The organism is Nostoc spongiaeforme FACHB-130 (genome assembly GCF_014698475.1).
GTDB classification, from domain to species: Bacteria; Cyanobacteriota; Cyanobacteriia; order Cyanobacteriales; family Nostocaceae; genus Nostoc_B; species Nostoc_B spongiaeforme.
In genome coordinates, this window is sequence record NZ_JACJTB010000002.1 from 154152 (window position 1) to 179700 (window position 25549).

Here is a 25549-nt window from a genome sequence, read left to right on the forward strand (position 1 = left end):
AAACCAGCGAGGGTAAAAATCATGATTCTGCCTGGAGCAACTGTTCGTGTCAAAAATCCCGCAGATACCTACTATCGCTATGAAGGACTCGTACAACGGGTAAGTGATGGCAAGGTAGCTGTATTGTTTGAAGGTGGCAACTGGGATAAACTAATTACCTTTCGCCTGTCAGAGTTGGAACCTGTAGACACCACAGCAGGACGTAAAGCAGGTAAAAAGTAAAAAGTAAAAAGGCAAAAGAAAAATAACTAACTCTTTTGCCTTTCGTGTTCCACCTTTTGCACTTTGCATTTTGCCTTTTAACTTGATTCTATGCGTCTTCCTCTACCACAATTTGCGACAAGCGATCGCCACCCCAGCCACATTGCGGAGGTGATTGAGACTAATACTACTGAATTTCTGGCACAATGCTTGGAACCAGAGGATTTGAGCTTTCCGGCTATGCCACCTTTTGGTAGTTGGGTTTGTGCTGTAGATGAAGAGTCTGGAAATCAAGTGTATGCTGTGGTGTCTTATGCCACAACTATGCCGATAGATTCTGTGCATCGGGCTGTGGCGATGGGTTTGTCATTGCAAGAATTACGAGAAGAACAACCCCAAATATTTGCTATGCTCAAAACGGAATTTCGGGCGGCGATTGTTGGTTTTTCACCGCCTACCCAAAATTCTTCAGCAATTCCCCGGATATATCAGTATTTACCTCCCCGTCCACCGCAAATTCATCAAGCGGTTTATCGTTGCGAAGCGGAAGCAATTATTAAATTTACAGAAGAATTAGATTTTTTACGGACATTATTATCTGTAAATGTTGCGCCAGTTGAGTCTTTAACCGCCGCAGCTATTCGAGATGTTTATCAGTTACGCAAAGCTGACAGAGAATGGCTGGTGAAAGCAGGACGAATGCTGAGTGTACTGTTAAAAGATGATTATGACCGCTTACGGTTTATTTTGAGTCAAATCCACCCATAGGTAGTTGTTTTATGAAAAATTACCTAAGTAGTTTAAGATAAACTGTTTTGTCATTTCTCAGGGTGGCTTTTATAATGATTTATTTTGATTGTGCGATCGCCTAACAAGCGATCGTTGTTTTACCGTCGCTCCTTTAAGTCCTACCTATGGAACCAGTCTTATCAGTTCTTGCGATAGAACCTACTTTCCATCTGGGTCAGGAACCAATTGTTCCTTTGGCAATTTTACTACTGGTGATTTTAGTTATACCCATTTTGTTTGAGCGCCTCAGAATACCAGGGTTAGTTGGTTTAGTTGGTTCTGGAGTTGTACTTGGCCCGTCAGGTTGGAATTTAGTTCACACTGATTACTCAATCATTAACCTACTATCTGACATTGGCTTAATTTATTTGATGTTTTTAGTAGGTTTAGAACAAGACTTTCGCCAATTACACCAGAGTCAGAAACAAGCTTGGGGATTTGCCTGGTTCAGCTTTATTATTCCTTTACTGATGGGAATTTTCATCGGTAAGATTTGCGGTTGGGGGGCGAATACATCTCTATTCATCGGCTGCTTATTTAGTTCTTATACCCTTTTGGCACATCCCATTCTCAGCAGCTTGGGAGTGATTAATAATCAAGCCGTTAGCACCTCAATTAAAGCAACGATATTAACTGATATTGGTGCTGTTTTGATATTATCAATTTTCTTATCTAGCCAACCCACAGAGGCATTCAGTTTATCTTACATCCTCACATACTTAGGTCGGTTAATTATTTATACAACAATTGTTTGGGTGGGTTGTGATTGGGCTGGACAAGAATTTTTTCGTCGTTCTGGAGATGATGAAAGTAATAAATTTTTATTTGTCTTGCTCTCAGTATTTATTGCTCTCATCAGTTGTCAATTACTGGGAATTACCAAAATTGTCGGAGCCTTTTTAGCAGGTTTGGCAATGAATGCAGTAGTTGGTGACAGTCCCACCAAAGAAAAAATTACTTTTTTGGGTAGTGTTTTATTTATTCCGGTATTTTTTGTTAACCTTGGTGTTTTGATTAATTTGCCTGCTGGCAGCAACCGAGTTACAGTTCTAGAGTTAATTTTGTTAGGTTTTGTTAGTGTAATTGTTAGTAAATTTGTAGCGGCGTTGTTAGCAAAACTTTGCGATCGCTATAACTGGCAAGAAATGTTTACTATGTGGTCGATATCCGTACCACAAGTGAGTACCACCTTAGTGGGGACTTTTTTAGGGTATCGTGCTGGCTGGCTCTCTACAGAAGTATTTCTCAGCATGGTGGCTTTAGTGCTGATCACATCAACTTTAGGGGTTGCACTTACAGATCGCCTAGCTGTGGCTTTAACATCTACACCCCAGCCAGAAGCACTCACAGTAAATTTACCTGAAGCCAAAATTGCTGAAAAACCCAGTATTTTAACTATAGTTGTACCGATATATAATCCTCATACGCAGCAGTACTTAATGGAAATGGCGGCATTATTAGCCCAGTTTGAAAAAAGCAAAATTATCCCGTTAAATATTGCCACGGCTGCGGCGCAGATGGATGCACCACAACTAGAAGCGTCTCTGCTAAGAGGTGAACAGTTATTAGCTAAAGCCACTGATCAGAGCCTAGGCGGAAAAATTGAAACAGTACCACTAGTGCGAATTGATAATGCTTATGGAGATGGAATTAGCCGAGCTGCACGGGAGCAGAAAGCCAGTTTAATTGTTATGGGTTGGGGTAAACGGACTGGTTTGCGATCGCGTTTATTTGGTAATGTGACTGACAGTGTATTATGGGCATCCCATTGTGCTGTAGCGGTCACACGTTTGGTAGAGTCCCCCCAAAAAATTCAGCGCATTCTTGTACCATTAGAAAATTTAACGTCGCCTGTATTGCCTGCTGTTAAGTTTGCCCAAATGTTAGCAGAGGCCAATCAAGCCCAAGTCACAGTTTTAAATGTGTGCGATCGCCGCATTAGTGCTAGTAAAATTGCCGCTAGGCGATCGCAACTGACAGTTTTAGTCTCACAGTTAGCCCTACCAAATTCCCCAGAAATTCAAATGATTGCTCATGACAATATTGCCCAGGCAATTTTACAGGCAGCCAGACTGTATGATTTGGTAGTATTACCTTTTATCCGTAACTATCATATCCCTGGCGGCTTAGTTACAAATGATCTGACGACTCAAATCGCCAAGCATCTAACTTGCTCGATTGTCATCCTGAAAGCCTCTGAAAATACGCAAGTCACAAACATATCTAAAACTATTGCTAACACGAGTTATATGATTTAAGTAATTTCCCTAACCCACAACTTGCAGTCGGCAATTTTGTAACTTCAGGTAGATGAAAAGCTATTCCTGATTATAATTCGGGTTTTACAAGCAGCTAAATTTTGTTGAAGATTTCATGAATTCTCTAGTAAAAATGCTCAAGCTTTCGGTGATGTTTGCTATTTTGCTAGAAGAATTGTCCAATAACCAAGTATTCATGTAACAAAATTGCATACATAACAAATTAGTCACTCATAAAATACATTACTAAAATTTAGCTCTGTTCGCCCTGCATTTTTGTATCTCGGCTGGGTACTCTAAAAACAAGCTAAACAGCCACTACTAGTATCTGTAAATATCAGGAAAACTATGAGAATTTTGGTGACGGGCGGCGCTGGGTTCATTGGTTCCCATCTCATTGATCGATTAATACCCCAAGGACATGAAGTAATTTGTTTAGATAATTTTTATACAGGTACTAAACGTAATATCTTCAAATGGATGGGACACCCCAACTTTGAGTTGATCCGCCACGATATTACTGAGCCAATTCGTTTAGAAGTTGACCAAATCTATCACTTAGCTTGTCCAGCTTCGCCAGTACATTATCAGTACAACCCAGTGAAAACCGTTAAGACTAACGTTATGGGAACACTGAATATGTTGGGGTTAGCTAAACGTGTGAAAGCTAGATTTTTGTTAGCTTCAACTAGCGAAGTTTACGGTGATCCCGAAGTTCATCCCCAAACCGAAGACTACAGAGGTAATGTTAATCCTATTGGCTTGCGTTCTTGTTACGACGAAGGTAAGAGAATTGCGGAAACTTTAGCATTTGACTACTACAGACAAAATAAAGTTGAAATTCGCGTAGCCCGGATATTTAACACCTATGGGCCACGAATGTTAGAAAATGACGGTCGTGTAGTCAGCAACTTAGTAGTTCAAGCATTACGGGGTATTCCCTTAACTGTGTATGGTGAAGGTACACAAACACGTAGTTTTTGTTACGTATCTGACCTAGTAGAAGGACTGATGCGGTTGATGAATTGTGAATTTACTGGCCCCATCAATTTAGGTAATCCTGACGAATACACAATCTTGGAATTGGCTCAGGCTGTGCAGAATTTGGTGAATCCCGATGCCGAGATTAAATTTGAACCACTACCCTCGGATGATCCTCGCCGCCGTCGCCCTGATATTACAAGAGCAAAAACTTGGTTAAATTGGGAACCTACCATTCCTCTGCAAGAGGGGTTAAAACTGACAGTAGAGGATTTCCGCGATCGCATAAAAAGCGATACTTAGGATTTAAGCTTCCCCATAGTTGATCAAACTGCTCTGAATCAGAGTAAAAGCTAAGTTGCCTTCATAGCTTGTACTTCAATCATTAGTTCATCAACGGCGTGTAAATGTCGTACTGACAACTTCATTTATGAAGAATCACCCCAAGAAAGCGAGGAGTTAATAAAATGCGTGTTTGCGTAATTGGTACTGGGTACGTTGGTTTAGTTACAGGTGCTTGCTTGGCTCACATTGGCCATGATGTAGTTTGCATCGATAACAACGAAGAAAAAGTCAAACTGATGAAGTCTGGGCAATCACCCATTTTTGAGCCAGGACTTTCGGAAATTATGCAATCTGCCATTCAATCTGGCAATATTCAGTTTTCCACTGATCTTGCGGCTGGAGTTGCCCACGGTGAAATTCTGTTTATTGCTGTGGGTACACCACCCCTACCTACTGGTGAAAGTGATACCCGTTATGTTGAAGCTGTAGCCCGTGGAATTGGTTCAAATCTCAATGGCGGTTATAAAGTTATCGTCAACAAATCTACAGTACCCATTGGTTCTGGTGACTGGGTAAGAATGATTGTTTTAGATGGCATTGCAGAACGCCAAAAAGCACTGGTACCAGCAGGTGGTGTGCCTAGTGATGACAAATTGCCAGAACTGGCTGCACATTTTGATGTAGTCAGCAACCCAGAGTTTTTGCGTGAAGGTTCAGCAGTATACGATACCTTTAACCCCGATCGCATTGTTTTAGGTGGCAATAGCTCGAAAGCGGTCGCTATGATGCAAGAACTTTATGCCCCCATTGTCGAGCGCAAGTTTGCTGCTGACCAATCTTTACCACCTGTACCTGTACTAGTTACAGACCTGAGTTCAGCAGAGATGATTAAATACGCTGCTAATGCTTTCTTGGCTACCAAGATTAGTTTTATTAACGAAGTTGCTAACATTTGCGATCGCGTTGGTGCTGACGTGACTCAAGTAGCTAAAGGCATCGGTTTAGACTCCCGCATTGGTAACAAATTCTTACAAGCCGGCATTGGCTGGGGTGGTTCCTGCTTCCCCAAAGACGTTTCCGCTTTGATTCACACTGCTGATGATTATGGTTACGAAGCCCAACTACTCAAATCAGCCGTTAGCGTTAACGAACGCCAGCGTTTGATTGCTTTGGAAAAACTTCAGCAAGTCCTAAAAATCCTCAAAGGTAAAACAGTCGGCTTGCTTGGTTTAACCTTCAAACCTGATACCGATGACTTGCGCGATGCACCCGCCCTCAACTTAATTGAGCAACTCAACCGCTTAGGAGCGAAAGTTAAAGCTTACGACCCCATTATTTCTCAAACCGGGATGCGTCATGGTTTGTCTGGCGTTTTGGTAGAAACCGATGCTGAAAGACTCGCCGATGGTTGTGATGCTTTGGTACTCGTAACCGAATGGCAACAATTCAGCCAATTAGACTATGCCAAAATGGCACAACTGATGAATAACCCTGTCGTGATTGATGGTCGTAACTTCCTCGACCCTGAAACAATGGTGAGAGCAGGTTTCCAATACGTTGGTATCGGTAGATAATTCTACGAATGTAGGGTGGGCAATGCTAGTGACGTAAGAATTAGAGTTTACATTAATTTTGAGCATTGCCCACCTGATAAAACTTGCAATTGATATAACCTCTTACTCATCCCTTCTCCAACGCGGAGAGGGGAATTTTAATATCTGACGCACCTAAAATTGAGGAAAATAGCAAAAGCGATCGCCATCATCAACCGCAATACAGGGTTCTAGAAGCCACAAAAACAAGAAAATTATCGAGGAGCTAAAAGAAGTTGCTGATAGGATTTAAAACTGAGTTAAACATAAATAATGATCAGCGTACTCAATTGATAGGACATTGCGGTGTTACTCGTCATGCTTGGAATTGGGGTTTAGCACTAACCAAGCAAATACTTGATCACAACAAACAATATCCTGATTCTAAAATAAAATTTCCTACAGCTATAGAGTTACACAAATGGTTAGTAGCATTAGTTAAGTCGGAAAACTCTTGGTATTATCAATACTCAAAATCAGCACCACAAGAGGCACTAAGAGCTTTAAAAAAAGCATGGGATAGGTGCTTTAAGAAAATATCAGGAGTACCAAAATTCAAAAAGAAAGGTAAACATGATAGTTTTACCTTGGAAGGTACTGTAAAAGTCTTAGGTTCTAATAAAATTCAAGTACCAAAAATAGGAGTTCTAAGAACTTATGAGAGATTGCCTCAGAAAGAAATTAAATCAGTAACTATCAGTCGTAAAGCTGATCGATGGTTTATCAGTTTTAGGTTTGATAAGTAGCTCAACCTAATTAAAGCGAAAACGCTCAACAACATAACCGTGATGTGTTGCCCTAGCTTCAACACCAGCCATAATTGCACAAGCACTCATCATATTCGTCATCAAAAACTGGTCCTGACAATTCATCACGCTTGAGATGTAACCACTCATCTTCTATGCGATTAAGCTGGGGACTATAGGGTGGCAAGAAAAATAGATATAGTCCCTGCTGTTGCCAGTCGTCAATTCGAGAACGCACCAAATGGCTTTTATGAACAGAGGCATTATCCAGCATCATGACAGTGATTTGCCCAGTTTGTTGAAGATGTTGCAAGGCTTTTTGTGCCTGCCATTCCATCAGTTGTAGATGAGTAGATGTTTTGAGCGTGCCTAACATCAAAGCGTAATCAAAGCGAACTTTTTGCTCCAACACAGCCCAAATATTTATTCGTCGTCCACGCCTTTTTCTTTGCCCAATTCGCTTTTGTACTCCACTACGAGCATAACTGTACTCAGTTGGGCTTTGGCAACATGAGCCAGATTCATCAAGATAAATTAATCGCAGTATTCCCAAGCTTGACCACAGTTTTAACATCTCCCAATCTAGCCGCTTGGCAAAAGCATACTCCTGTTTTACAGGTGGTGGGCTGGAGCGCATTCGTTTCCATGTGTAGCCTTTTTTTTGACTAATCGGCGCACTTGTTCCTTCCCCACCTTGACTCCACAAGCCTGCTCCCATTTTTTTTGAAGTTGCGCCGCACTATAACGCCGAGGTTCTTCTAACCATTGCTCCATCTGCTGCCAATGACTATCCGTCCATTTACGCTTGCGTCCACGCCCATCTGCTTCCCAAAGCCCCTCAATTCCTCCACTCAGCCATCTATGAATTGCTTGGCGCACTGTTTGGTCTGCCCAATTCCAATACTCGGCTATCTGCTTTACCTTCCATCCACGCGCATTTAAACGCACCACACTTGCCCTCTGCTTTACCCGATGTGGTACTCCATCTTTCATACTCAACTCTAAAAGAGCTTTGTCTTCTTCTTGACTCAGTTTTATTTGTAGTGATGCTGGCATTTTTATGGTTGAGATGCACTGCCACTTATTTTACGTTTTATTTGGTTGAGCTACTTATAGAAAAACAAGAAAATAATGTGAATAGTATTGTTGGAGTAGATTTAGGCGTAAAAAACCTAGCTACTCTATCAACAGGTGAAATAATAGAAGGTGCAAAATCTTACAAAAAATATGGATCTAAATTAAGTAGACTCCAATGGTTAAATCGAAATAAAATTATCAATTCAAATAATTGGATAAAAGCCCAATTAAAAATAGCTAAGTTACATCTGAAGATAGCTAATATCCGTAAAGATACATTACATAAACTCACCACACTATTAGCTAAGAACCACAGCAAAGTAGTAATTGAGGATTTAAATGTATCTGGAATGTTAGCTAACAGAAAGTTAGCACAAGCTATTTCCGATATGGGGTTTTATGAATTTCGTCGTCAATTAACTTACAAGTGTGAATTATATAGTTCCGAACTTGTAGTAGTTGATAGATGGTATCCAAGTTCTAAAACCTGTTCAAATTGCGGCACTAAAAAAGAACATCTCACACTCAGTGATAGAGTTTTTAAATGTGAAAAATGTGGATTTGAGTGTGATAGAGATTTAAACGCAGCAATCAATTTATCAACGATTGATTTGTCAAAAGTGGCACACTGAGCCTGTCGACGTGCTGTCAGTTAGACAGTGTTAGTCTGTGGACTGGATAATGCCGACATTACCAGAGTGAAGCAGAAAGTAAGTAGGTCGGTGTAAATAATTATTGTTGGAATAAGGCAGGGGGCAGGGAGCAGGGAGCAGGGGGAGAAAGCGTTTGAGCTTTATTTACTTTTCTTTACATAGTTTGGTTTTATTGCATCGACTTACTTAAACATCGAACTCTATTTAGTACAAGTTATCTTTTCTAGAAAAGTCTAAATAGATAAGTTTGAGTAAGTTTTATATAACGGATAATTATCCTCATGCTACAATTACCATCATCAGCTTTGAAAGAGCAAGCGATCGCGTAAAATGCACTCTTCCTCAGCCAGAGTATTTCTCCAATAAAACCAGATAGAGAACCGCTTAGATGGAAACAGCTAAACAATTAGCAATTCCTCTACCGATGGATGCTATAGAAAACTTTTGTCAACGCTGGCAAATTGCTGAACTATCAGTATTTGGCTCAATTTTACGTGACGATTTTAACGCCAATAGCGATATAGATTTTCTGTATATCCTAAAACCGAATATTCAATGGAGATTAGTTGATTTACTTAGTGCTGAAGAGGAATTAGCAAAATTGCTGGGTCGCAAGATTGATTTAGTCAAAAAGTCAAGTGTTGAACAAAGTCACAATTGGCTACGAAAACAAAATATACTTTCATCATCCCAGGTAATTTATGACAGCAAATAGAGATTTAGAATCTCTAATTGATATACACCACTACAGCCAAAATGCAATTTCTTTTGTATCAGGAATCACGAAAGTTGAATTTGTGGAAGATCAAAAAACAATCGCAGCAGTGATGTACGCGATCGCTGTTATGGGAGAAGCCACCAAAAGATTGTCAACAGAATTTCGAGAACAACATTCCTATTTACCTTGGAAGGAACTTGCCGGTTTGCGCGATCGCTTAGTGCATGATTATAAAAATATCGATCTCGATATACTGTGGGATGTGGTTTCGGTTGAAATTCCCGCATTATTGGTGAGTTTAGAACCTTTGTTGCCCAAGCAGGATGAGTAATTATGAGTAATCGGATGTTTTTAAACACTCAGATGCTAGGCAGTGTGCAAAATTAACAAATTTTGATAACTGACATACCCCAGCATTGAGAACAATAATAAAAGCGATCGCCCATCCACAAAGACAAGCGATCGCCATCAGTTTTAAAGCTCAATACACTGTATTGAATTAAAAGTTGTAACCAACGCCGAACAGCAAACCAACATCAGTCTGATCCAAAAAAGCAGCATTGACAGTACCATTCAGGGTAAAGCGATCGCCTAAAGGTACATCCACACCACCAGTCAACAACAGTCCAACATCAGCATCATTGCTAGTTTCGATAGCGACACCAGCACCAACAAAAGGTGAAACAGGGAAACGTTGCTCACCTGTGGGATTAACAGAACGAGGTAAAAAGTCAAAGGTTACAGGTACTAAAACCACAGTGTCATCACCAAAGACGGCGGAAGGACGTACAGAAATATAGTTAGTTAGCCCGACTTTACTAATTACGGCAATATTTCCTTCACTTAAAGCGGAGTCTCCACCCAAACCGATGTTACCAGCAACACCAATATAACTAGAACCGCCACGGGTAGCTCTACCAGCCTCAATATCCGTAGTTGTGCTTCCAGGAGTAGTTTGATTATTCTCTGTTGGTTGTTGACTCACATCCAAGTTAGGTGGAATTAGAACTTCATTAATAACGTGAATCACACCATTACTCGCTTGAACATTCGGTTGAATTACTCGCGCATCGTTGACAGCGATTTGATTATTTGCACTATCTACTTTGATATTTACAGACTGATCCTCAGCCGTTCTTAGTTCGCCAGGTGTCAGTTGAGTAGAAGTTAATGAGCCAGGAACAACGTGATATCTGAGAATTTTCACTAACACTTCTCTGTTTTCTGGGCGCTGTAGCTGTTCAATAGTACCAGCAGGCAAAGCAGCAAACGCCTGATCTGTAGGCGCAAACACTGTATAAGGGCCTGGTTGTTGTAAAGTATCAGCTAAACCTGCTGTCCGTAATAAAGTAGTTAAGGTAGTAAAAGAATTATTAGATGCAGCGATGGAAACAATATCGTTACCAGTTGGAGTATTACCAGTATTACCTGCCACTATATAATTAGCAGCCGTCAAATTACTAGCCAGAGGTTGGGCTTGTCCTTGTCTAACCAAGGCTTGATACAACAAACTTGCAGCTTCAGCACGAGTTAACGGAACTTGGGGATTAAGTTGTTTTACATCTGGATAGTTGACAACAATGTTAGCTTGAGTTGCCGCAGCCACATTGTTAACTGCATAGTCAGGAATTGCAGAAGCATCTGTATAGTAAGTGCTGAGAACATCAGAAGCATTGCCGCTAGTATTTAAATTTAAACCACTAGACAAAGCTGCGATCGCCTGAACTTTCGGAATTTGCAAATTAGGGCGAAACTCATTACCAGGATATCCCGTCATAAACCCAGTTTCGTAAGCTTCTTGAATTGCCGGAGTTGCCCAATAGCCAGCAGGTACATCTGTAAACCCACCCGCACTAATTTGCCGAACTGGATTTTGATTAAAAGCTTTTTGAATCATCGTCGCAAATTCGGCACGAGTTACAGCTTGGTTGGGTCTAAATGAACCATCTGGAAATCCCGAAATTACATTTCTGGCTGCTAATGCTTGAATAAAAGGAGTTGCCCAGTAATCTGTACTCACATCAGAAAAATTACTAGCAGCAGTTGAAGAAGGTGTCACCGATGGCGCAGGTGTTGTAGATGGCTCGGTTGTTTGTGCCGAAACTACTATGGGGTTAAATGCCGCCGTTGCTACTCCTAAAACCACCAAAGTGGTCTGTGCTAATGACCAACCAAATAAGTTACCCATGAAAATTTCCTCCAGAACAAAGTAGAAATATGAAAAATTCAAATATTCTCAGACATGACAAATCAACCCAATATGAAAAAACACAGGCTTTTCATAGTAGGAAGCTCATTTCCGTTCATGAGCTAAAACAATACTTCCTTTAAGTAATTCCGTAATCTTCCTGCTGCATGATATTTAGTAATATTAGAAATAGCAAATTGCTACCACATCTATAGTTAATATTTCCAAAAATTACTAAATTTCAACAACTAGCTAAAAGGTTACATTTTTAAAATAAATTCTCTTACCTTAGATAGTTGGTCTATTTATGATATTTTGCTAAAAAAATCAGCCCAAACCAGCAATTACCCTGCATAATTAGAGTATAATCACCATCAGACTGCCAGCTTTTCAGGATGTAGTGCAGTATGAAAAATGATTTTTGAGTTTGTTTTACTAAATTTCAAAACAAATAAAAAATCTATTTGACTAGTACAGTTTGGCGTAAATAAACAGAGCATAAGAAATTGCTAAAAGGCTTATGGTATCACTATTCTTTCTTTTTCCTTTTGCCTTTTGCCTTTTTCCTTTTTCCTTGTTGTACCAGGGTATAACTGCAAAAGTGTGGACAAGCACTTCCCTACCAATAAAGTACGTTTCTCTTCCTTGTCTCCCTTGCCTCTTTTATTCATATATCAAATAGGACTGTGATATATTTTATTCCCAAAAACTCAGTCTGAAGGAGGGGAAATTGCCCCCAAAACAAAATCTCGAACAATTATGGATTGTACGTTGTGGTGCTGCTGTCTTGCTGTTTGGTCAAGTTATACTTCATTTGCTTCAGGGAAAAGCTTACTATCGCAAAATTCTGGAACACATGGTGACAGCAGGGCCTGGTTCTATCTCGCCAGTGCTGCTGGTGAGTGGTTTTGCGGGGATGATTTTTACGATTCAAACCGCCAGAGAATTAGTTCAATTTGGCGCTGTGAGTGCGGTGGGAGGTGCCTTTGCTTTAGCTTTTTGCCGAGAATTAGCACCTATTTTGACAGCTAGTATTCTTGCAGGACAAGTTGGTTCTGCTTTTGCTGCTGAGTTGGGTGCAATGCGTGTTACAGAACAAATTGATGCACTTTACATGCTCAGAACTGATCCGATAGATTATTTAGTACTACCTAGAGTCATCGCCTGCTGTTTAATGATGCCTTTAATGATGATTTTTGCTTTGATGATTGGCATCATGGGTGGTGTATTTGCTGCATCACAGTTTTACCAGATTGTTCCAGAAGCTTTTTTAGAATCAGTCAGAAATTTTTTAGAACCCTCAGATTTAATGATTATTTTGTTAAAAGGATTCATTTTTGGAATTCTGGTGGCTGTTAATGGTTGCAGTTGGGGACTAACTACAAAAGGCGGTGCAAAGGAAGTTGGAGAATCAGCTACAACGGCAGTTGTTACTACTTGGGTATCAATTTTTATCATGGATTTTATCATCACTGTATTACTTTCTGGACAGCTTAATATTTAGTAATTTCTCATCCTCTTAAGTACTTTCGCTGAAGCAAAACTAGTGTTTTTATACTAGTTTTCTTGAAGTAAAAAATTCTTGCCAAAATGACATTTGATTTAGCAATCTGGAAATTTGATTGTTATATTGTATTAAATGACTATGTAGCTAATTATGGGGAAAGCTGTGCGTGATGATTTACAGGGCTTAGAAATTAGTCAAAAAGAATTACAACAACTAACTAATTTGCCTGTCAAATATCAACTAGTTTTAATTACTAATCCTCTAAAAGAATTTAGTAAACAATTGATATATAAAATGAAAGGCTCTGAAGGAGCTACAGTAGTTTTTATTAGCTTTTCTATATTTGTTTTTACTTATTTAATTCTGGATATTATTATTAAATTATTTGCCAATTGGCTCACTATTCCATCTTGGATATTACTACTAATGATGTGTTTTTTTGGTAGTGCTGGCATACAGTTAATTTTCTATTTGCTGTGGCGCAATATTCAGAAAATATTAAAAGAGAATATGACTAGCTCTCTACACATTCTTTTAAATGATGTTGACCGATATAATGCAGTTATTAAAGCCATAGATATTAATGATCAAATAGAAGCGGCAGGAAATGCAGAAGTTAGTATTCAAGAACGCGAAAAAGTAATTGCTGCATTGCAATTTACCAGAGCCGATTTAGTACGAGCTTTGAAAACCGAAAGAATTCTGCGCGAAAATAAGAATTTTATTATTCATAATGCTGAATTATTTGCCAATAATTTAGCAGCTTTGGCAACAATGCAAGTTACAGAAAAAGCTACTGAACATGGCAAGTTATTAAATGAAGCATTACAGATTGCTTTAGATGTGCAGTATGAAATGAAAAAATTGCAAAGTCAAGGATGAATGTGAGACGGCAATTTTATTGAGGAAGACAAGGGAAGGGAGATAGTAGATTGCTTGGGAACTTTTACTGTGACTGCTATAGTTGGGGGCAGGAGCTAAAAACATCGCTATGACTGCAACTACTAAGAAACTAACTTTTGCAGAGTATCTCAAGCATAGTGATGGTACAGATACTCAATATGAATTAGTAGATGGAGAACTTATCCCCATGAGTCTTGGTACTGGCAAACATGGCAGTATTTCCAAGTTTTTAGAAAGAACTTTTGATGATGAAAGTGCCAAGATGAGTAAGAATTGGACAGCACAAAAGTTCTCTGTGGGAGTGCGATCGCCACGCGGGGGACGTTGGGATAGTTCACGCATTCTAGATGTAGTGGTGTTATTAACCGCCCAGTGGGAAGCAATGTTGAATCGAGGAGCTGTGATTGAACTTGATGAAACTCCTCCCATATTGGTGGTAGAAGTTGTCAGCGAATCGACTCAAACGACAGATTATCGCCACAAGCGTTCTGAGTATGCTGTACGCGGAATTCCTGAATATTGGATTGTTGATCATCTTCAACAGGTAGTAACAGTATGCACGTTGGTAGGAGGTTTCTATGATGCTGTTGCATTCCGAGGAGAAGAACGGGTGATTTCTGCGACTTTCCCGGATTTGAATTTAAGTGCTGCACAAATTTTGGCAGGAAGGAACTGAGTTACAGGAGTTGAGTAAATCTGCGATCGCATCATTTTTTCTGTTGCTCAGTCTGCAAAGCTCAGTATTTCTCTGATTCTGACTCCTGAATTCTGCTATGTTACCCCAGTGTCGCGGTTCCCAGTCTAATATAAAGAAGTGTAAATTAAGCGATCGCCTACAGGCATGGACTGGAAAGAAATTAGAGGTAACTGGGTACTGGTTCCCAAAAATCCTATAGGTATTGTCCATTTTTTAGGGGGTGCTTTTGTGGCTACTGCACCCCACCTAACTTACCGTTGGTTACTGGAAGAGGTAGCCAGTAAGGGATATCTTGTGATTGCGACTCCCTTTGTGAACACTTTAGATCACATAGCGATCGCCCAATCTGTTTTGTTAAACTTTGAACGCACCCTCGAACGCTTACACGACTCTGGTTTATTGCGTAAGCTGTATCTTCCTACTTATGGTATTGGCCATAGTATGGGTTGCAAACTCCATTTACTCATCGGTAGTTTGTATTCTGTAGAAAGAGCCGGAAATATCTTAATATCCTTTAATAATTATGCAGCTAAAGATGCTATTCCTTTAGTTGAGCAACTCAATTCTAGTTTAGCAATTGAGTTTACACCTTCGCCATTAGAAACCAATAAGATTGTGCAGGAAGGTTATAAAGTCCGCCGTAATTTACTAATTAAATTCAATAACGATAACCTCGACCAATCAGCAGCTTTAACCAAAATTTTACAACAACGCTTTCCAGAAATGGTTACAGCACAAACCTTACCTGGAACTCATACAACTCCTCTCGGACAAGATATTCAATGGCAAATCGGTGCTTCATTCACTCCTTTTGATGCTTTGGGACAATGGTTTAAGCAAGAAGTCTACCGTGATTTACATCAACTTAAGCGTGCTATTCTCCTATGGATAAATCCTTTATCACCACCGTAATTTTTGATATATTCCTGAACAGATATAGCAGTCCTAAAGATACCTGATTTTTGTAAGAAGTCGGGTATCTGACAGGAGATAACTTTAGGAAAGTTGAGAAATTTTAAATTTGTTAATTTGTTGATTTTTTATGATATCAAATAATAATTAATTATATCAAAATTTTTATGTTACAAATATTAGTAATCGATGATGATCAGACAATACAAGTATTTCTCAAAAGGCTGTTAGAAAAACAAGGTTATGAGGTGATTACTGCCTGTAATGGAGAAGAAGGTATTGAGAAAGCGATCGCCTATCATCCAGCCTTAATTATTTGTGATTGGATTATGCCCGGATTAAATGGGCTAGAAGTGTGTAATTATATTAAGAATGATCCGAATTTATCCACTAGTTTTTTTATTTTATTAACATCATTAGATTCTGTTGCCGATCGCGTTAAGGGTTTAGATGCTGGGGCTGATGATTTTATCACTAAACCTATCGAGCAGAACGAATTAAAAGCTAGGGTTAGAGCTGGATTAAGGCTGCATCAATTAAGTCGAGATTTACAAATTCAAAAGCAGCTTTTAGAAACAGAATTAGCACAAGCGGCTGAATATGTGCGCTCACTTTTACCTTTACCAACCACAGAACCATTCAAGATTAATTCCTGTTTTATTCCTTCACGGCAACTCGGTGGTGATTGTTTTGATTATTATTGGTTGGATGATGATTGTTTGGCAGTTTATTTATTAGATACAGCCGGACATGGACTTAGGGCTACTCTCCCATCTATTTCGGTGTTAAATTTACTGCGATCGCGGGCTTTAAAAAGTTTAAATTACTATCAACCTAGTGATGTACTGCGCGGATTAAATGAAACCTTCCAGATAGATTATCAAAATGATAAATACTTTACCATTTGGTATGGGGTTTATCACCGAGTTACCCAGCAGTTAGTTTATGCTAGTGCTGGACATCCGCCAGCCGTATTAGTATCTGGCAAATCCCCAAAAAATACTGAGGTGCAGCTATTGAGAACTCCTGGTATGCCGGTGGGGATGTTTCCTGAAGCAAAATATGTTGATGCTTGTTGTCAAATTGCTGACTTTAGCAATCTGTATATTTTTAGTGATGGAGCTTATGAAATCACCAAAACTGACGGAACTCTTTGGAGTTTAGATGGGTTAATTCAAATATTAGTAAGCATACAAAATACCTTTGATTGCCCACTAGAGCAAGTGCTAAATTACCTAATTGCTTTAAACTCCAAAGAGAATTTTGATGATGACTTATCAATCTTACAAATTCAATTTCAGTAATTAATTTTTAGAAAGCACAACTTGATGAAATTCATCTTGGCTAGGAAAAATTTCAAAAACTTTATCCATACCAGTCAATTCAAATAAAATTCTCACTTGTTCATTAATAGAACAAAGCACTAATTTTGTACCTGTCGCTCTTAATGTTTTGAAAGCTAAAACTAAAGCCCCCAGAGCTGAACTATCCATAAATGTCACATCTTGGCAGTCAACTAGCACAATTTTTGCACCAGTTCCTTGAAGTTCAGTAATATTTTCTCTCAGAGTTTGTGAATTGTTGGTGTTGATAATACCATTGAGCTTTACAACTTGTACTTGATTATCCATAATATTTCTCCATTGTTGTATGAAAAGATGCTGATTTTGTTAGTATTATATACTAATAGCTATTTTGAGCAGAAAACTAGCAAAATCCAAGTTATGATTACTAGCATTTGCTAAATTGATGTCACTACTTTTGTGATGTGAGTGTTGATAATACATCTTTAATTCCAATTAAGAAGTATCCATAATTTCATTTATCAAGATTAAGAAATCTCTAAACTTTTCTGTATTCAGCGTATCGTAACTTAAATTACAAAAATATATTTTTGTAGTTAAGTTTTTCAAAATTCTCATCAAAAAGAGTTAGATATATGAACATAACCGAGAAGTAAAACTAATTTTTGTATCAATCGCACCAGAATATGTAGCAATCTTATTTGATTTCTCAACTATTCGTTTAGGTAGAGAATCAGGAAGGCTATAGTAAATAAGATGGAGAGTCCCTGAATAAATTTACTGAGATTTGCAGCAGCGATCACTTCGACTTTATTAGTATTCCCAATATTTGTAATATTTTTCACAAAACTTAGTTCAGTAATCAATTAAAAATTTAAATATAATTGCCTCAACCGGAATCAATGGGACTTACGGTGACTCGATAGAGCAATTTATCGCCTTGCAAGTAGCCACTGTAGCGGACTTTGACTAGTTCACCAGGCTGTGCATTTCCTTTGCTTAATTGATGTTTTTGGGGATCATAGGGGATTTCTGCGCCGATTGGTGCGATCGCTTCTATCCCCCAGGCTTGTAACAGTTTTTTAAGTGAGTTTTCGATTAATGGTAGTATCTTCACTGCTTCCAACTGGGGATTTTCTCTTGCTTTTTGAGCCGCAGCCGGAAATTGCAATAATAAAGATTCCAGCAATTGCAAACTCGACTGCTGGAATTCTTGGAGTAATAACTCTCGTTGTTGTTTGATTTGTAATTGCGATCGCTGGTATTCGGTTTTTAAATCAGCAATCTCTTGCAACATCTGTTGAGTAGCAACTTGATCAGCTTGATTCAACTCTCGTGATGAAAAAGCTGTAACCAGTTCATTTAACGACACCTGGAGAACAAAAGCCAACTTGAGCAACACATCGACTCTGATTTGTTCTACCTCTCCCCGTCGTAACCGCAATATTTGCCGTTCGGAGACACCAGCAGCTTTACTCAAAGCTTTAAAACTTGTAATCCCGACTTTTTGGGATAAATCTTGCAGTTTTTGTGTGAAATCAAGATTTGCCATCGCTCAGGAAAGAATAAAGGCTTAAGGATGAAGTATGAAACTCATACTTAAAATACTTCACGCTTCATCCTTCACATTCCTTATTCTTCCAGCAAACTTCTCAACATCCAAGCAGTTTTTTCATGGACTTGCATACGCTGAGTTAACAAATCGGCTGTGGGTTCGTCGTTGACTTCATCTACTATGGGAAAAATCGATCGCGCAGTTCGCACTACCGCTTCTTGTCCTTCCACCAGTAATTGAATCATCTCCTTAGCCTTTGGTACTCCTGGGGTTTCGGGAATGGAACTGAGTTTGGCATATTCGCTATAAGTTCCAGGTGCAGGATAACCCAAAGCCCGGATGCGTTCAGCAATTAAATCCACGGCTAAAGCTAGTTCTGTATACTGGGTCTCAAACATTAGATGTAATGTTTGAAACATTGGCCCAGTAACATTCCAGTGGAAGTTATGAGTTTTGAGATACAGTGTATAGGTGTCTGCCAATAGACGAGACAATCCTTCGGCAATTTTGGTTCTATTTTCTTCGTCGATGCCAATATTTACATTTTTTACTGTTGCTTGAGATGACATAATTTTCTCCTAAACTTATTATTTGAGGATGAGGGGCTAAGAATGATGAAGTTTAAAGGCTGAATTATGAAAGTTCATACTTCACACTTTATACTTCTTTACGCTAAGTGCATCTTGAGAACGCTGCGAGGAGCTTTACGGACTCTGGCTAATATGGTTTCTTGTCCTAAACGCTGACAAGCTTCATAACGATGGCAGCCAGAAAAGCCATAATATTGGCCGTCTACTTCTAAAATATCGATGGGTTCTTGCTGTCCAATCTCCGCAATGGATTCCATTAAGGCTTTAACCTTGTTGGGATCGTTGGCACGGGGTAGGGGACGTTTAATTTGATTTAAGGGAATTTCTTGGACTTTAGCCATCAGGAGTTAATCCAACTAATTCTGTTTTGTGCCTATAGATAAATCATAGTCGTTATGACTTTGATTTGCAAGTAATTTAGGTAGCTACATTGGCAATGGTACTATTGGAGCATTCATGCGACAAAACCACTACGCTACAAAGCAAATGGTAACTCTGCCCCGACGCAATACGAAAAGGCAGAATCAAGTCACAGTCGAATTTTCGTTTTGGCGTTTGTCTTACACAGTAGTAACGACATTTTGCCTATTGGGGCTGACAGCCGCATCCGGGCCGGGAAGTAACAGCCAAGATGTAGAATTAAGAGTCGGAATTATTCAGAGATTTGGCGAAAAATCCACAGCCAAGCTGCAACTAGAACCGACAAAAGGCGATCGCTTGCGGTTAAGCTTTCCTCTAGGTAACAAGCAACAGACCATAGTCACTGACAAACCGGTAAAACTAGAAACAGTGATGCAAGCTGTGGCTAAACCTGTAGTTCAGGAAGTAGTGGTTTTAGGGACATACCGTACCTTTGAAACAGCAGAAGATAGCGCCAAAAAATGGCGATCGCAAGGGGTAGAAGTAGAAATTGCCCAGCCAGAACGTTGGCAAGTTTGGGCCAAGCGGGATGTTTACAGCACAGCTTTATTGCGTCGCTTGCTATTTGAGAACTTGCAAAAGTCTGGCGCAAAAATGGCATATATCGATACGAAAGTGCAGAAAGAAGTACCGAAAATCAGTTGGGTAGTGAATGGTAAACGTTACAGCCCAATGAACTTAGCCATCAGCGCCGATAAAAACTTAATTCGCATCAACAAAGGTGAAAAATCGGGAACTGGGCGGGTGTATGCGGGGCGAATGGCATTGCAGCCCAATGCTTACGGTACATATACATTAGTCAATGAAGTCTCCTTAGAAACTTATTTACGCGGTGTTGTTCCTAACGAAATTGGTTCAAATGCGCCCAAAGCCGCCTTAGAAGCCCAAGCAATTTTAGCCCGTACCTACGCTTTAAGAAATTTGCGGAGATTTGCTGTTGATAACTACCAATTATGTGCTGATACCCACTGTCAAGTTTATTATGGGCTGAGTGGGGCAACTAGCAAAACAGATCAAGCGATCGCCGCAACTAGAGGCATGGTAGTAACTTATAACAACCAATTAATTGATGCCTTGTATTCTTCTACAACCGGTGGTGTCACAGCCTTTTTTAGTGATGTCTGGAATGGGGAAGATCGTCCTTATTTAAAACCAGTAGTTGATACGCCGATTAATTTTTGGGACTTATCACAACAGAGTTTGGCTGATGAAGAGAACTTCCGCAAATTTATTAACATGAAGCAAGGCTTCAATGAAAGCAACTGGGATGTGTTTCGCTGGAATAAAGAAACTTCCCTGGAAGATATAGCCAAAGATTTACAAAAATTCTTGCGCGTCAAAAACAGCCCCTACGCTAAATTTAAAACCATTGAGGCGATCGCAGTCACCAAGCGTAGTCACAGTGGGCGTATCCTCGATTTAGCAGTCAAAACCGATATTGGCGTATTTACCCTACACAAAGATGAAGTACGCAGCGCCTTTGCTGCACCTGTGAGTACATTGTTTTACCTACAACCCTTAAATAAAGGCCAAGCTGAATTATGGGGTTACGCTTTTATTGGTGGAGGGCTAGGACATGGTGTCGGCTTGAGTCAAACTGGCGCACAAAACTTAGCCAAACTGGGCTGGGAAACGTCAAAAATTCTCCAGTTTTACTATCCAGGGACAAAAATTCAAATCTTTAACGACAACATTAAGTTGTAAATCTTGCTGAGTCAGATCAACTCACACTCATAACGGCTGAAGCCAGAAAACGAAAAATGAAGGTTTGGTAGAAGGGTTTAAGGGTGTAGGGGTGTATGTATCTAAAGCTTTTACACCGTTCGGAAGTTCGGCGAAGCCTCATACCCTTATACCCCTACACCCAATCTCCACATACAAACTTTGTACGTAAATCCTCTATTAGTAGAGGTCTTCTTCTTTGTGAGTTTGGATTGTAACGTCAGAAGTAGGATAAGCTACACAAGTCAACACATATCCAGCTTCGATTTGATCGTCATCTAAAAAGGATTGGTCTCCCTGATCAACAGTACCACTGACCAACTTACCTGCACAGGTGGAGCAAGCACCAGCACGGCAAGAGTAAGGTAGATCCAGACCAGCTTCTTCAGCAGCGTCTAAAATGTATACATCATCATCAACATCAATTACGTTGGTTGTACCTTCAGCTTCATTGATCAGGGTAACTTTGTAAGTTGCCATTTCAGTATTCCTCTCTTTTATAAACGGCAGTATAAGTTATGCTAAAGCATTACTTACGGCTTAACTTATAGGATGAGCCGCGCATGAAAATTTACTTCAATTCTGATACTACGGGAAAAATTAAACTATGTAACAAGAAATCCAACGCGATTAGTAATGAAATTTAGTCACATCAAAACAATAAGTTTAATTTATAACTATCGACCCATAGGTTATAGGACAATGACGACAAAAAAGGAATGCACCTTTTGATTAGGGTACATTCCTGCTATTTCTTACTTGCTCTGATACTCAAGTTTTTACGTTGCAGTTACACATCTCACTGAATCAATAAGCTGTAAGGATTGTGAGAACCCAATTTTTAGTAAAGGTCTTCTTCTTTGTGAGTTTCAATTGTACAGTCAGAGGTAGGATAAGCTACACAAGTCAGGACATAGCCCTTTTCGATTTGTTCATCATCTAAGAAAGACTGATCAGACTGGTCAATAGAACCACTGACCAATTTACCTGCACAGGTGGAGCAAGCACCAGCACGGCAAGAGTAAGGTAAATCTATACCTTGTTCTTCAGCTACGTCTAGAATATATTCATCATCAGGAACATCAATTGTTGTATTTAAGCCTTCAGCTTCGTTGATCAGTGTAACTTTGTAAGTTGCCATTTCAGGATTCCTCTCTTTTGTAAACGGCAGTATAAGTTATGCTAAAGCAGTACTTACGGCTTAACTTATAAGATTAGCCGGTCATGAAAATTTACTTCAATTCTGATACTACGGGAAAAACTAAACCTTGTAACTGGAAATCCAACGCGATTAGTAATGAAATTTAGTTACATCAAAATAATAAGTTTCATTTATACTTGGCAGTCAGTATAGATGGAACCAAACCCAAAGGGGAGGAACGGAAAAGAACTTGCAATAAATCCTACCTACCAATCCTATTTCCCAGCGATGCCCCGGAGTGTTCTCTGTTCCCTTTTAAAATCATGTATAATTCAGAGGCAGTTTTGGGACAAGCATAAGTGCGCGTCGGCTTGGTAGGTACTGGGTATGCAGCAAAACTCAGGGCAGAAGCACTGCTGCAAGATGAGAGATCGCATCTCGTCGCAGTGGTTGGTCATACCCCAGAAACAACAGAAATTTTCGCAAAAGAATATCAAACCTCAGCTTTAAGTTCTTGGCAAGAGTTAGTAGCACGAGAAGATGTGGATATGGTAGTGATATCCACAGTGAATCGAGATCATGGCGCGATCGCCCGTGCTGCCCTGATCCACGGCAAGCATGTAATTGTAGAATATCCTCTAGCAGTTGATCTCACAGAAGCCAAGGAAATTATCGCCTTGGCCAAAGCCCAAAAGAAATTGCTGCATGTGGAACATATAGAACTTTTGGGTGGCTTACACCAAGCTTTAAAACAAAATTTAGAGCAAGTGGGGGATGTGTTTTATGTGCGCTACAGCACAATCAATCCTCAAAATCCGGCTCCGCGCAAGTGGACTTATAATCATGAATTATTTGGCTTTCCGTTGATTGGGGCAATTTCTCGTTTGCATCGCCTGATTGATTTGTTTGGTAAAGTCTTTACAGTCAACTGTCATCAGCGATATTGGGCAGTAGAATCAGAGTACTACCAAACTTGTATGTGTGTGAGTCAACTGTGCTTTCATAGTGGACTGTTAGCACAAGTAATTTACGGCAAAGGTGAAACAATTTGGCAGCCAGAGCGCAAATTTGAGGTTCACGGCGAAAAAGGCGGTTTAATTTTTGATGGTAATACTGGCTACTTAATTAAATCAGGAGAAACCACAGCCATAAATGTGGGAACACGCCGGGGTTTGTTTGCCAAAGATACCACTATGGTCTTAGACCATTTGTTTGATGATGCTCCTTTGTATGTCACTCCCGAAGCAAGTTTATATACGCTCAAGGTAGCAGATGCTGTCCAAAGAGCAGCAAACTCAGGGTTAACTATATTTTTGAATGATGCTTTAGATTAATGCCCATGAAAACCGAAACAATTGTTATTTTATCCTCAAGAGAAATTGAAAAAATGCGTCGGGCAGGGCGCTTGGCAGCTAAACTCCTAGAGCATCTTGAACCACTAGTAAAACCAGGGGTAAGTACACTGGAACTCAACGATGAAGCTGAACGTTGGACACAAGCGCACAATGCGAAAAGCGCACCCTTGGGTTATAAGGGTTTCCCCAAATCAATCTGCACCAGTGTGAATGAGGTCATCTGTCATGGCATTCCCAATGCTAAACAAATCCTCAAAGATGGTGACATTATTAATATTGATGTTACGCCGATTGTAGATGGATATCACGGTGATACATCAAAAACATTTATTGTCGGTAATGCTGCTGCTAAAACGCAAAAGTTGGTAGAAGTAACTCAAGAGTGCCTATATCGTGGAATTGCGGAAGTCAAACCAGGCGCAAAGATTGGGGATATTGGCGCAGCAATTCAAGAATATGCAGAGTCTCAGGGTTTTTCTGTGGTGCGGGATTTTGTCGGACATGGCATTAGTAATATTTTCCATACAGCGCCTGATATCCCGCATTATGGGACTCGCGGCAAAGGTAAGCGCCTGAGACCTGGAATGGTATTTACCATTGAGCCGATGATTAATGAAGGGACTTGGGAAGTAGAAATGTTGAGTGATGGTTGGACGGCTGTAACCCGCGATCGCAAATTATCAGCCCAATTTGAACATACAATTGTGGTGACAGAAGATGGGGTAGAAATTCTGACTCTGCCTGAAGCTGAGTAAAAAACTCACATTTACAGTGTTCCTTAGAGCTTATTCCGTTTAATTTTCACTTCAAGTTTGATACAAATAGGCCGCAGGGGGGCAGGGGGAAAGAATGAAAAACCCATAAATTTGTATCATTTTTTTTGTGAAACGGTATAGGCACATGGAAAAAATCATTATCGTGAAATGGAGAATTAAGGAGTCGGAAACGTCGCGGATCTTGAAATTGCTACCGGAACTGGCCGAGAAGACCAGATCGGAGGAAGGCAATATTTCCTACATGATTTATCAGTCGGAAAATGATCCTTGCGAACTCATTCTTTGCGAACACTACACCGACACCACTGCCGCAGAATCTCACAGGCAATCAGAACACTATAAAAGAATCGTTGCAGAAGAGATCATCCCCTATCTGGAAAGCCGCGAGGTGATATCGGTGAAGAAGCTTGTTTAAAGCTTTGTCCCGAACTGAGCTAAAAAACCACATTCAGGAGAAACTATGTCAAAGAAGATTCTTTTTATCGTGTCGAATGCGTGCGTTATTGGCCCGAACAACCGCAGGACGGGAAATTTTCTGCCAGAGGTCGCACATCCTTATGCTGAATTCGACAGAGCAAAATACCAAATTGATTTTGCAAGCCTCACCGGAGATACACCGTTTCTGGATGCGCTCAATCTTGCTGACGACCCTGATAACTTAGCCTTCTTGGTAGGAAAAGGGTGGGAATCAATGCAGAAAGCGAAAAAGCTCTCAGATGTAGACGTTAGCCAATACAACGCCATTTTTATGCCTGGCGGTTTGGCACCGATGGTCGATATGCCTGAGCATCCACTCCTCAAAAAGGTTGTGAAAGAGACGTACGAGCGGGGTGCTGTTGTTGGGGCTGTTTGTCACGGCCCAGTCTCGTTGCTGAACGTCAAGTTGAGTGATGGCACCTATCTGCTCGCTGGGAAGAATATCAGTTCATTTACAAACGACGAGGAAGAAAACTACGCAAAAGCTGATGTGCCTTTCGAGTTGGAAACGGCGCTCACTCAACAAGGCGCACTCTTCCACAAGACGGCACCTTGGCAGGCATTCAGCATCGTCGATGGAAATCTTGTCACCGGACAGAATCCTGCTTCTGCCAAAGGTGTTGCCGAGAAAATGATCGCACTCTTGGAGTCTGCATAACAATTGCGGTGCAATGAATTGAATGAAGTCGCTGGTGCTGAGTT

The 25549-nt window shown here is 40.1% G+C and carries 28 protein-coding genes and 1 pseudogene; 20 read left to right on the forward strand and 9 right to left on the reverse strand.

Translation table 11 applies throughout. The annotated features are described in order from the left end of the window. The first annotated feature begins 21 nt into the window (after window positions 1-21). The 7 genes and pseudogenes from H6G74_RS02895 to H6G74_RS02920 all read left to right on the forward strand — a co-directional run bounded on the left by H6G74_RS02895 (window position 22) and on the right by H6G74_RS02920 (window position 6852). Window positions 22-222, forward strand: coding sequence for an NAD(P)H dehydrogenase subunit NdhS (locus H6G74_RS02895; RefSeq protein WP_062291551.1), 201 nt, complete (start codon window positions 22-24; stop codon window positions 220-222). 90 nt (window positions 223-312) lie between these two features. Beyond that, window positions 313-969, forward strand: coding sequence for an HAS-barrel domain-containing protein (locus H6G74_RS02900; RefSeq protein WP_190966228.1), 657 nt, complete (start codon window positions 313-315; stop codon window positions 967-969). 146 nt (window positions 970-1115) lie between these two features. Further along, entirely contained in the window at window positions 1116-3248 is a 2133-nt protein-coding gene (locus tag H6G74_RS02905; RefSeq protein WP_190966229.1) for a cation:proton antiporter domain-containing protein, read from the forward strand. Window positions 3249-3596: 348 nt separating this feature from the next. Continuing rightward, complete coding sequence (locus H6G74_RS02910) at window positions 3597-4532, forward strand: UDP-glucuronic acid decarboxylase family protein (RefSeq protein ID WP_190966230.1); 936 nt, start codon at window positions 3597-3599, stop codon at window positions 4530-4532. A gap of 164 nt (window positions 4533-4696) precedes the next feature. Next, the gene (locus tag H6G74_RS02915) at window positions 4697-6088 is read left to right on the forward strand and encodes a UDP-glucose dehydrogenase family protein (protein ID WP_190966231.1); all 1392 of its coding nucleotides are present in this window, start codon (window positions 4697-4699) and stop codon (window positions 6086-6088) included. Window positions 6089-6278: 190 nt separating this feature from the next. Beyond that, window positions 6279-6359 (forward strand): annotated as a pseudogene (locus H6G74_RS31885) (IS607 family transposase); the annotation flags it as partial. Beyond that, window positions 6343-6852, forward strand: coding sequence for an RNA-guided endonuclease InsQ/TnpB family protein (locus H6G74_RS02920; RefSeq protein ID WP_242051140.1), 510 nt, complete (start codon window positions 6343-6345; stop codon window positions 6850-6852). The pseudogene H6G74_RS31885 and the gene H6G74_RS02920, both read left to right, overlap by 17 nt. 58 nt (window positions 6853-6910) lie before the next feature. Here H6G74_RS02920 and H6G74_RS02925 read toward each other — a convergent pair whose 3' ends face one another. After that, a complete protein-coding gene (locus H6G74_RS02925) occupies window positions 6911-7489 on the reverse strand; it encodes a transposase (protein ID WP_190966232.1) in 579 nt (192 codons plus the stop codon). Continuing rightward, on the reverse strand, window positions 7465-7908 hold the full coding sequence (locus tag H6G74_RS02930; protein ID WP_190966233.1) for a helix-turn-helix domain-containing protein: 444 nt from the start codon (window positions 7906-7908) through the stop codon (window positions 7465-7467). The genes H6G74_RS02925 and H6G74_RS02930 overlap by 25 nt, the downstream gene beginning before the upstream one ends. On the opposite strand from H6G74_RS02930, the gene H6G74_RS02935 reads away from it, so the two are divergent. The 3 genes from H6G74_RS02935 (at window position 7899) to H6G74_RS02945 (ending at window position 9631) form a co-directional block, all read left to right on the forward strand. After that, window positions 7899-8561: an RNA-guided endonuclease InsQ/TnpB family protein gene (locus H6G74_RS02935; RefSeq protein WP_242051141.1), complete on the forward strand. Its 663-nt coding sequence runs from the start codon at window positions 7899-7901 to the stop codon at window positions 8559-8561. The genes H6G74_RS02930 and H6G74_RS02935 overlap by 10 nt on opposite strands. Before the next feature lie 409 nt (window positions 8562-8970). Beyond that, window positions 8971-9297, forward strand: coding sequence for a nucleotidyltransferase family protein (locus tag H6G74_RS02940; RefSeq protein WP_190966234.1), 327 nt, complete (start codon window positions 8971-8973; stop codon window positions 9295-9297). Continuing rightward, the gene (locus H6G74_RS02945) at window positions 9284-9631 is read left to right on the forward strand and encodes a HepT-like ribonuclease domain-containing protein (protein WP_190966235.1); all 348 of its coding nucleotides are present in this window, start codon (window positions 9284-9286) and stop codon (window positions 9629-9631) included. The genes H6G74_RS02940 and H6G74_RS02945 overlap by 14 nt, the downstream gene beginning before the upstream one ends. A gap of 168 nt (window positions 9632-9799) precedes the next feature. Here the strand turns inward: H6G74_RS02945 and H6G74_RS02950 are convergent, their stop codons facing one another. Beyond that, a complete protein-coding gene (locus H6G74_RS02950) occupies window positions 9800-11488 on the reverse strand; it encodes a fasciclin domain-containing protein (protein WP_190966236.1) in 1689 nt (562 codons plus the stop codon). Between the two features lie 730 nt (window positions 11489-12218). On the opposite strand from H6G74_RS02950, the gene H6G74_RS02955 reads away from it, so the two are divergent. The 5 genes from H6G74_RS02955 to H6G74_RS02975 all read left to right on the forward strand — a co-directional run bounded on the left by H6G74_RS02955 (window position 12219) and on the right by H6G74_RS02975 (window position 16811). Further along, window positions 12219-12992 (forward strand): MlaE family ABC transporter permease, encoded by a 774-nt coding sequence (locus H6G74_RS02955; RefSeq protein WP_190966237.1) that lies wholly within the window; start codon window positions 12219-12221, stop codon window positions 12990-12992. Window positions 12993-13145: 153 nt separating this feature from the next. After that, complete coding sequence (locus H6G74_RS02960) at window positions 13146-13877, forward strand: hypothetical protein (RefSeq protein WP_190966238.1); 732 nt, start codon at window positions 13146-13148, stop codon at window positions 13875-13877. A 109-nt stretch (window positions 13878-13986) separates the two neighbouring features. Further along, complete coding sequence (locus H6G74_RS02965; RefSeq protein ID WP_190966239.1) at window positions 13987-14574, forward strand: Uma2 family endonuclease; 588 nt, start codon at window positions 13987-13989, stop codon at window positions 14572-14574. Between the two features lie 165 nt (window positions 14575-14739). Continuing rightward, a complete protein-coding gene (locus H6G74_RS02970) occupies window positions 14740-15507 on the forward strand; it encodes a DUF1350 family protein (RefSeq protein WP_190966240.1) in 768 nt (255 codons plus the stop codon). A 167-nt stretch (window positions 15508-15674) separates the two neighbouring features. Next, window positions 15675-16811: a PP2C family protein-serine/threonine phosphatase gene (locus tag H6G74_RS02975; RefSeq protein WP_190966241.1), complete on the forward strand. Its 1137-nt coding sequence runs from the start codon at window positions 15675-15677 to the stop codon at window positions 16809-16811. Here the strand turns inward: H6G74_RS02975 and H6G74_RS02980 are convergent, their stop codons facing one another. The 4 genes from H6G74_RS02980 to H6G74_RS02995 form a co-directional block, all read right to left on the reverse strand. Then, window positions 16812-17138, reverse strand: a complete 327-nt coding sequence (locus tag H6G74_RS02980; protein ID WP_190966242.1) for an STAS domain-containing protein — start codon at window positions 17136-17138, stop codon at window positions 16812-16814. Window positions 17139-17700: 562 nt separating this feature from the next. Then, on the reverse strand, window positions 17701-18363 hold the full coding sequence (gene grpE / locus H6G74_RS02985; protein ID WP_190966243.1) for a nucleotide exchange factor GrpE: 663 nt from the start codon (window positions 18361-18363) through the stop codon (window positions 17701-17703). 80 nt (window positions 18364-18443) lie between these two features. Beyond that, window positions 18444-18935 carry a Dps family protein gene (locus tag H6G74_RS02990; RefSeq protein WP_190591945.1) on the reverse strand — a complete coding sequence of 164 codons (492 nt, stop codon included), beginning with the start codon at window positions 18933-18935 and terminating at the stop codon, window positions 18444-18446. Window positions 18936-19033: 98 nt separating this feature from the next. Next, complete coding sequence (locus tag H6G74_RS02995; protein WP_190966244.1) at window positions 19034-19297, reverse strand: ParB N-terminal domain-containing protein; 264 nt, start codon at window positions 19295-19297, stop codon at window positions 19034-19036. Window positions 19298-19412: 115 nt separating this feature from the next. Between H6G74_RS02995 and H6G74_RS03000 the strand changes: the two genes are divergently transcribed. After that, window positions 19413-21080, forward strand: coding sequence for a SpoIID/LytB domain-containing protein (locus tag H6G74_RS03000; protein ID WP_190966245.1), 1668 nt, complete (start codon window positions 19413-19415; stop codon window positions 21078-21080). Window positions 21081-21278: 198 nt separating this feature from the next. Here H6G74_RS03000 and H6G74_RS03005 read toward each other — a convergent pair whose 3' ends face one another. Together H6G74_RS03005 and H6G74_RS03010 are read right to left on the reverse strand one after the other, a co-directional pair. Then, the gene (locus H6G74_RS03005) at window positions 21279-21578 is read right to left on the reverse strand and encodes a ferredoxin (protein ID WP_190966246.1); all 300 of its coding nucleotides are present in this window, start codon (window positions 21576-21578) and stop codon (window positions 21279-21281) included. 361 nt (window positions 21579-21939) lie between these two features. Beyond that, window positions 21940-22239 carry a ferredoxin gene (locus tag H6G74_RS03010; RefSeq protein ID WP_190966247.1) on the reverse strand — a complete coding sequence of 100 codons (300 nt, stop codon included), beginning with the start codon at window positions 22237-22239 and terminating at the stop codon, window positions 21940-21942. Between the two features lie 359 nt (window positions 22240-22598). Between H6G74_RS03010 and H6G74_RS03015 the strand changes: the two genes are divergently transcribed. The 4 genes from H6G74_RS03015 to H6G74_RS03030 all read left to right on the forward strand — a co-directional run bounded on the left by H6G74_RS03015 (window position 22599) and on the right by H6G74_RS03030 (window position 25505). Next, complete coding sequence (locus H6G74_RS03015) at window positions 22599-23573, forward strand: Gfo/Idh/MocA family protein (protein ID WP_190966248.1); 975 nt, start codon at window positions 22599-22601, stop codon at window positions 23571-23573. A gap of 5 nt (window positions 23574-23578) precedes the next feature. Further along, on the forward strand, window positions 23579-24349 hold the full coding sequence (gene map / locus H6G74_RS03020) for a type I methionyl aminopeptidase (protein WP_190966249.1): 771 nt from the start codon (window positions 23579-23581) through the stop codon (window positions 24347-24349). A gap of 145 nt (window positions 24350-24494) precedes the next feature. Beyond that, window positions 24495-24785: a putative quinol monooxygenase gene (locus tag H6G74_RS03025; protein ID WP_190966250.1), complete on the forward strand. Its 291-nt coding sequence runs from the start codon at window positions 24495-24497 to the stop codon at window positions 24783-24785. A gap of 45 nt (window positions 24786-24830) precedes the next feature. After that, window positions 24831-25505: a type 1 glutamine amidotransferase domain-containing protein gene (locus tag H6G74_RS03030; RefSeq protein ID WP_190966251.1), complete on the forward strand. Its 675-nt coding sequence runs from the start codon at window positions 24831-24833 to the stop codon at window positions 25503-25505. The last annotated feature ends 44 nt before the right edge of the window (window positions 25506-25549 follow it).

Excerpts from the sequence above, each read along its gene's own strand:
- H6G74_RS02895 (WP_062291551.1), top strand. The coding sequence starts at position 22 with ATGATTCTGCCTGGAGCAACTGTTCGTGTCAAAAATCCCGCAGATACC.
- H6G74_RS02900 (WP_190966228.1), top strand. The coding sequence starts at position 313 with ATGCGTCTTCCTCTACCACAATTTGCGACAAGCGATCGCCACCCCAGC.
- H6G74_RS02905 (WP_190966229.1), top strand. The coding sequence starts at position 1,116 with ATGGAACCAGTCTTATCAGTTCTTGCGATAGAACCTACTTTCCATCTG.
- H6G74_RS02910 (WP_190966230.1), top strand. The coding sequence starts at position 3,597 with ATGAGAATTTTGGTGACGGGCGGCGCTGGGTTCATTGGTTCCCATCTC.
- H6G74_RS02915 (WP_190966231.1), top strand. The coding sequence starts at position 4,697 with ATGCGTGTTTGCGTAATTGGTACTGGGTACGTTGGTTTAGTTACAGGT.
- H6G74_RS02925 (WP_190966232.1), bottom strand. The coding sequence starts at position 7,489 with ATGCGCTCCAGCCCACCACCTGTAAAACAGGAGTATGCTTTTGCCAAG.
- H6G74_RS02935 (WP_242051141.1), top strand. The coding sequence starts at position 7,899 with ATGCTGGCATTTTTATGGTTGAGATGCACTGCCACTTATTTTACGTTT.
- H6G74_RS02930 (WP_190966233.1), bottom strand. The coding sequence starts at position 7,908 with ATGCCAGCATCACTACAAATAAAACTGAGTCAAGAAGAAGACAAAGCT.
- H6G74_RS02940 (WP_190966234.1), top strand. The coding sequence starts at position 8,971 with ATGGAAACAGCTAAACAATTAGCAATTCCTCTACCGATGGATGCTATA.
- H6G74_RS02945 (WP_190966235.1), top strand. The coding sequence starts at position 9,284 with ATGACAGCAAATAGAGATTTAGAATCTCTAATTGATATACACCACTAC.
- H6G74_RS02950 (WP_190966236.1), bottom strand. The coding sequence starts at position 11,488 with ATGGGTAACTTATTTGGTTGGTCATTAGCACAGACCACTTTGGTGGTT.
- H6G74_RS02960 (WP_190966238.1), top strand. The coding sequence starts at position 13,146 with ATGGGGAAAGCTGTGCGTGATGATTTACAGGGCTTAGAAATTAGTCAA.
- H6G74_RS02965 (WP_190966239.1), top strand. The coding sequence starts at position 13,987 with ATGACTGCAACTACTAAGAAACTAACTTTTGCAGAGTATCTCAAGCAT.
- H6G74_RS02970 (WP_190966240.1), top strand. The coding sequence starts at position 14,740 with ATGGACTGGAAAGAAATTAGAGGTAACTGGGTACTGGTTCCCAAAAAT.
- H6G74_RS02975 (WP_190966241.1), top strand. The coding sequence starts at position 15,675 with ATGTTACAAATATTAGTAATCGATGATGATCAGACAATACAAGTATTT.
- H6G74_RS02980 (WP_190966242.1), bottom strand. The coding sequence starts at position 17,138 with ATGGATAATCAAGTACAAGTTGTAAAGCTCAATGGTATTATCAACACC.
- grpE (WP_190966243.1), bottom strand. The coding sequence starts at position 18,363 with ATGGCAAATCTTGATTTCACACAAAAACTGCAAGATTTATCCCAAAAA.
- H6G74_RS02990 (WP_190591945.1), bottom strand. The coding sequence starts at position 18,935 with ATGTCATCTCAAGCAACAGTAAAAAATGTAAATATTGGCATCGACGAA.
- H6G74_RS02995 (WP_190966244.1), bottom strand. The coding sequence starts at position 19,297 with ATGGCTAAAGTCCAAGAAATTCCCTTAAATCAAATTAAACGTCCCCTA.
- H6G74_RS03000 (WP_190966245.1), top strand. The coding sequence starts at position 19,413 with ATGCGACAAAACCACTACGCTACAAAGCAAATGGTAACTCTGCCCCGA.
- H6G74_RS03005 (WP_190966246.1), bottom strand. The coding sequence starts at position 21,578 with ATGGCAACTTACAAAGTTACCCTGATCAATGAAGCTGAAGGTACAACC.
- H6G74_RS03010 (WP_190966247.1), bottom strand. The coding sequence starts at position 22,239 with ATGGCAACTTACAAAGTTACACTGATCAACGAAGCTGAAGGCTTAAAT.
- map (WP_190966249.1), top strand. The coding sequence starts at position 23,579 with ATGAAAACCGAAACAATTGTTATTTTATCCTCAAGAGAAATTGAAAAA.
- H6G74_RS03025 (WP_190966250.1), top strand. The coding sequence starts at position 24,495 with ATGGAAAAAATCATTATCGTGAAATGGAGAATTAAGGAGTCGGAAACG.
- H6G74_RS03030 (WP_190966251.1), top strand. The coding sequence starts at position 24,831 with ATGTCAAAGAAGATTCTTTTTATCGTGTCGAATGCGTGCGTTATTGGC.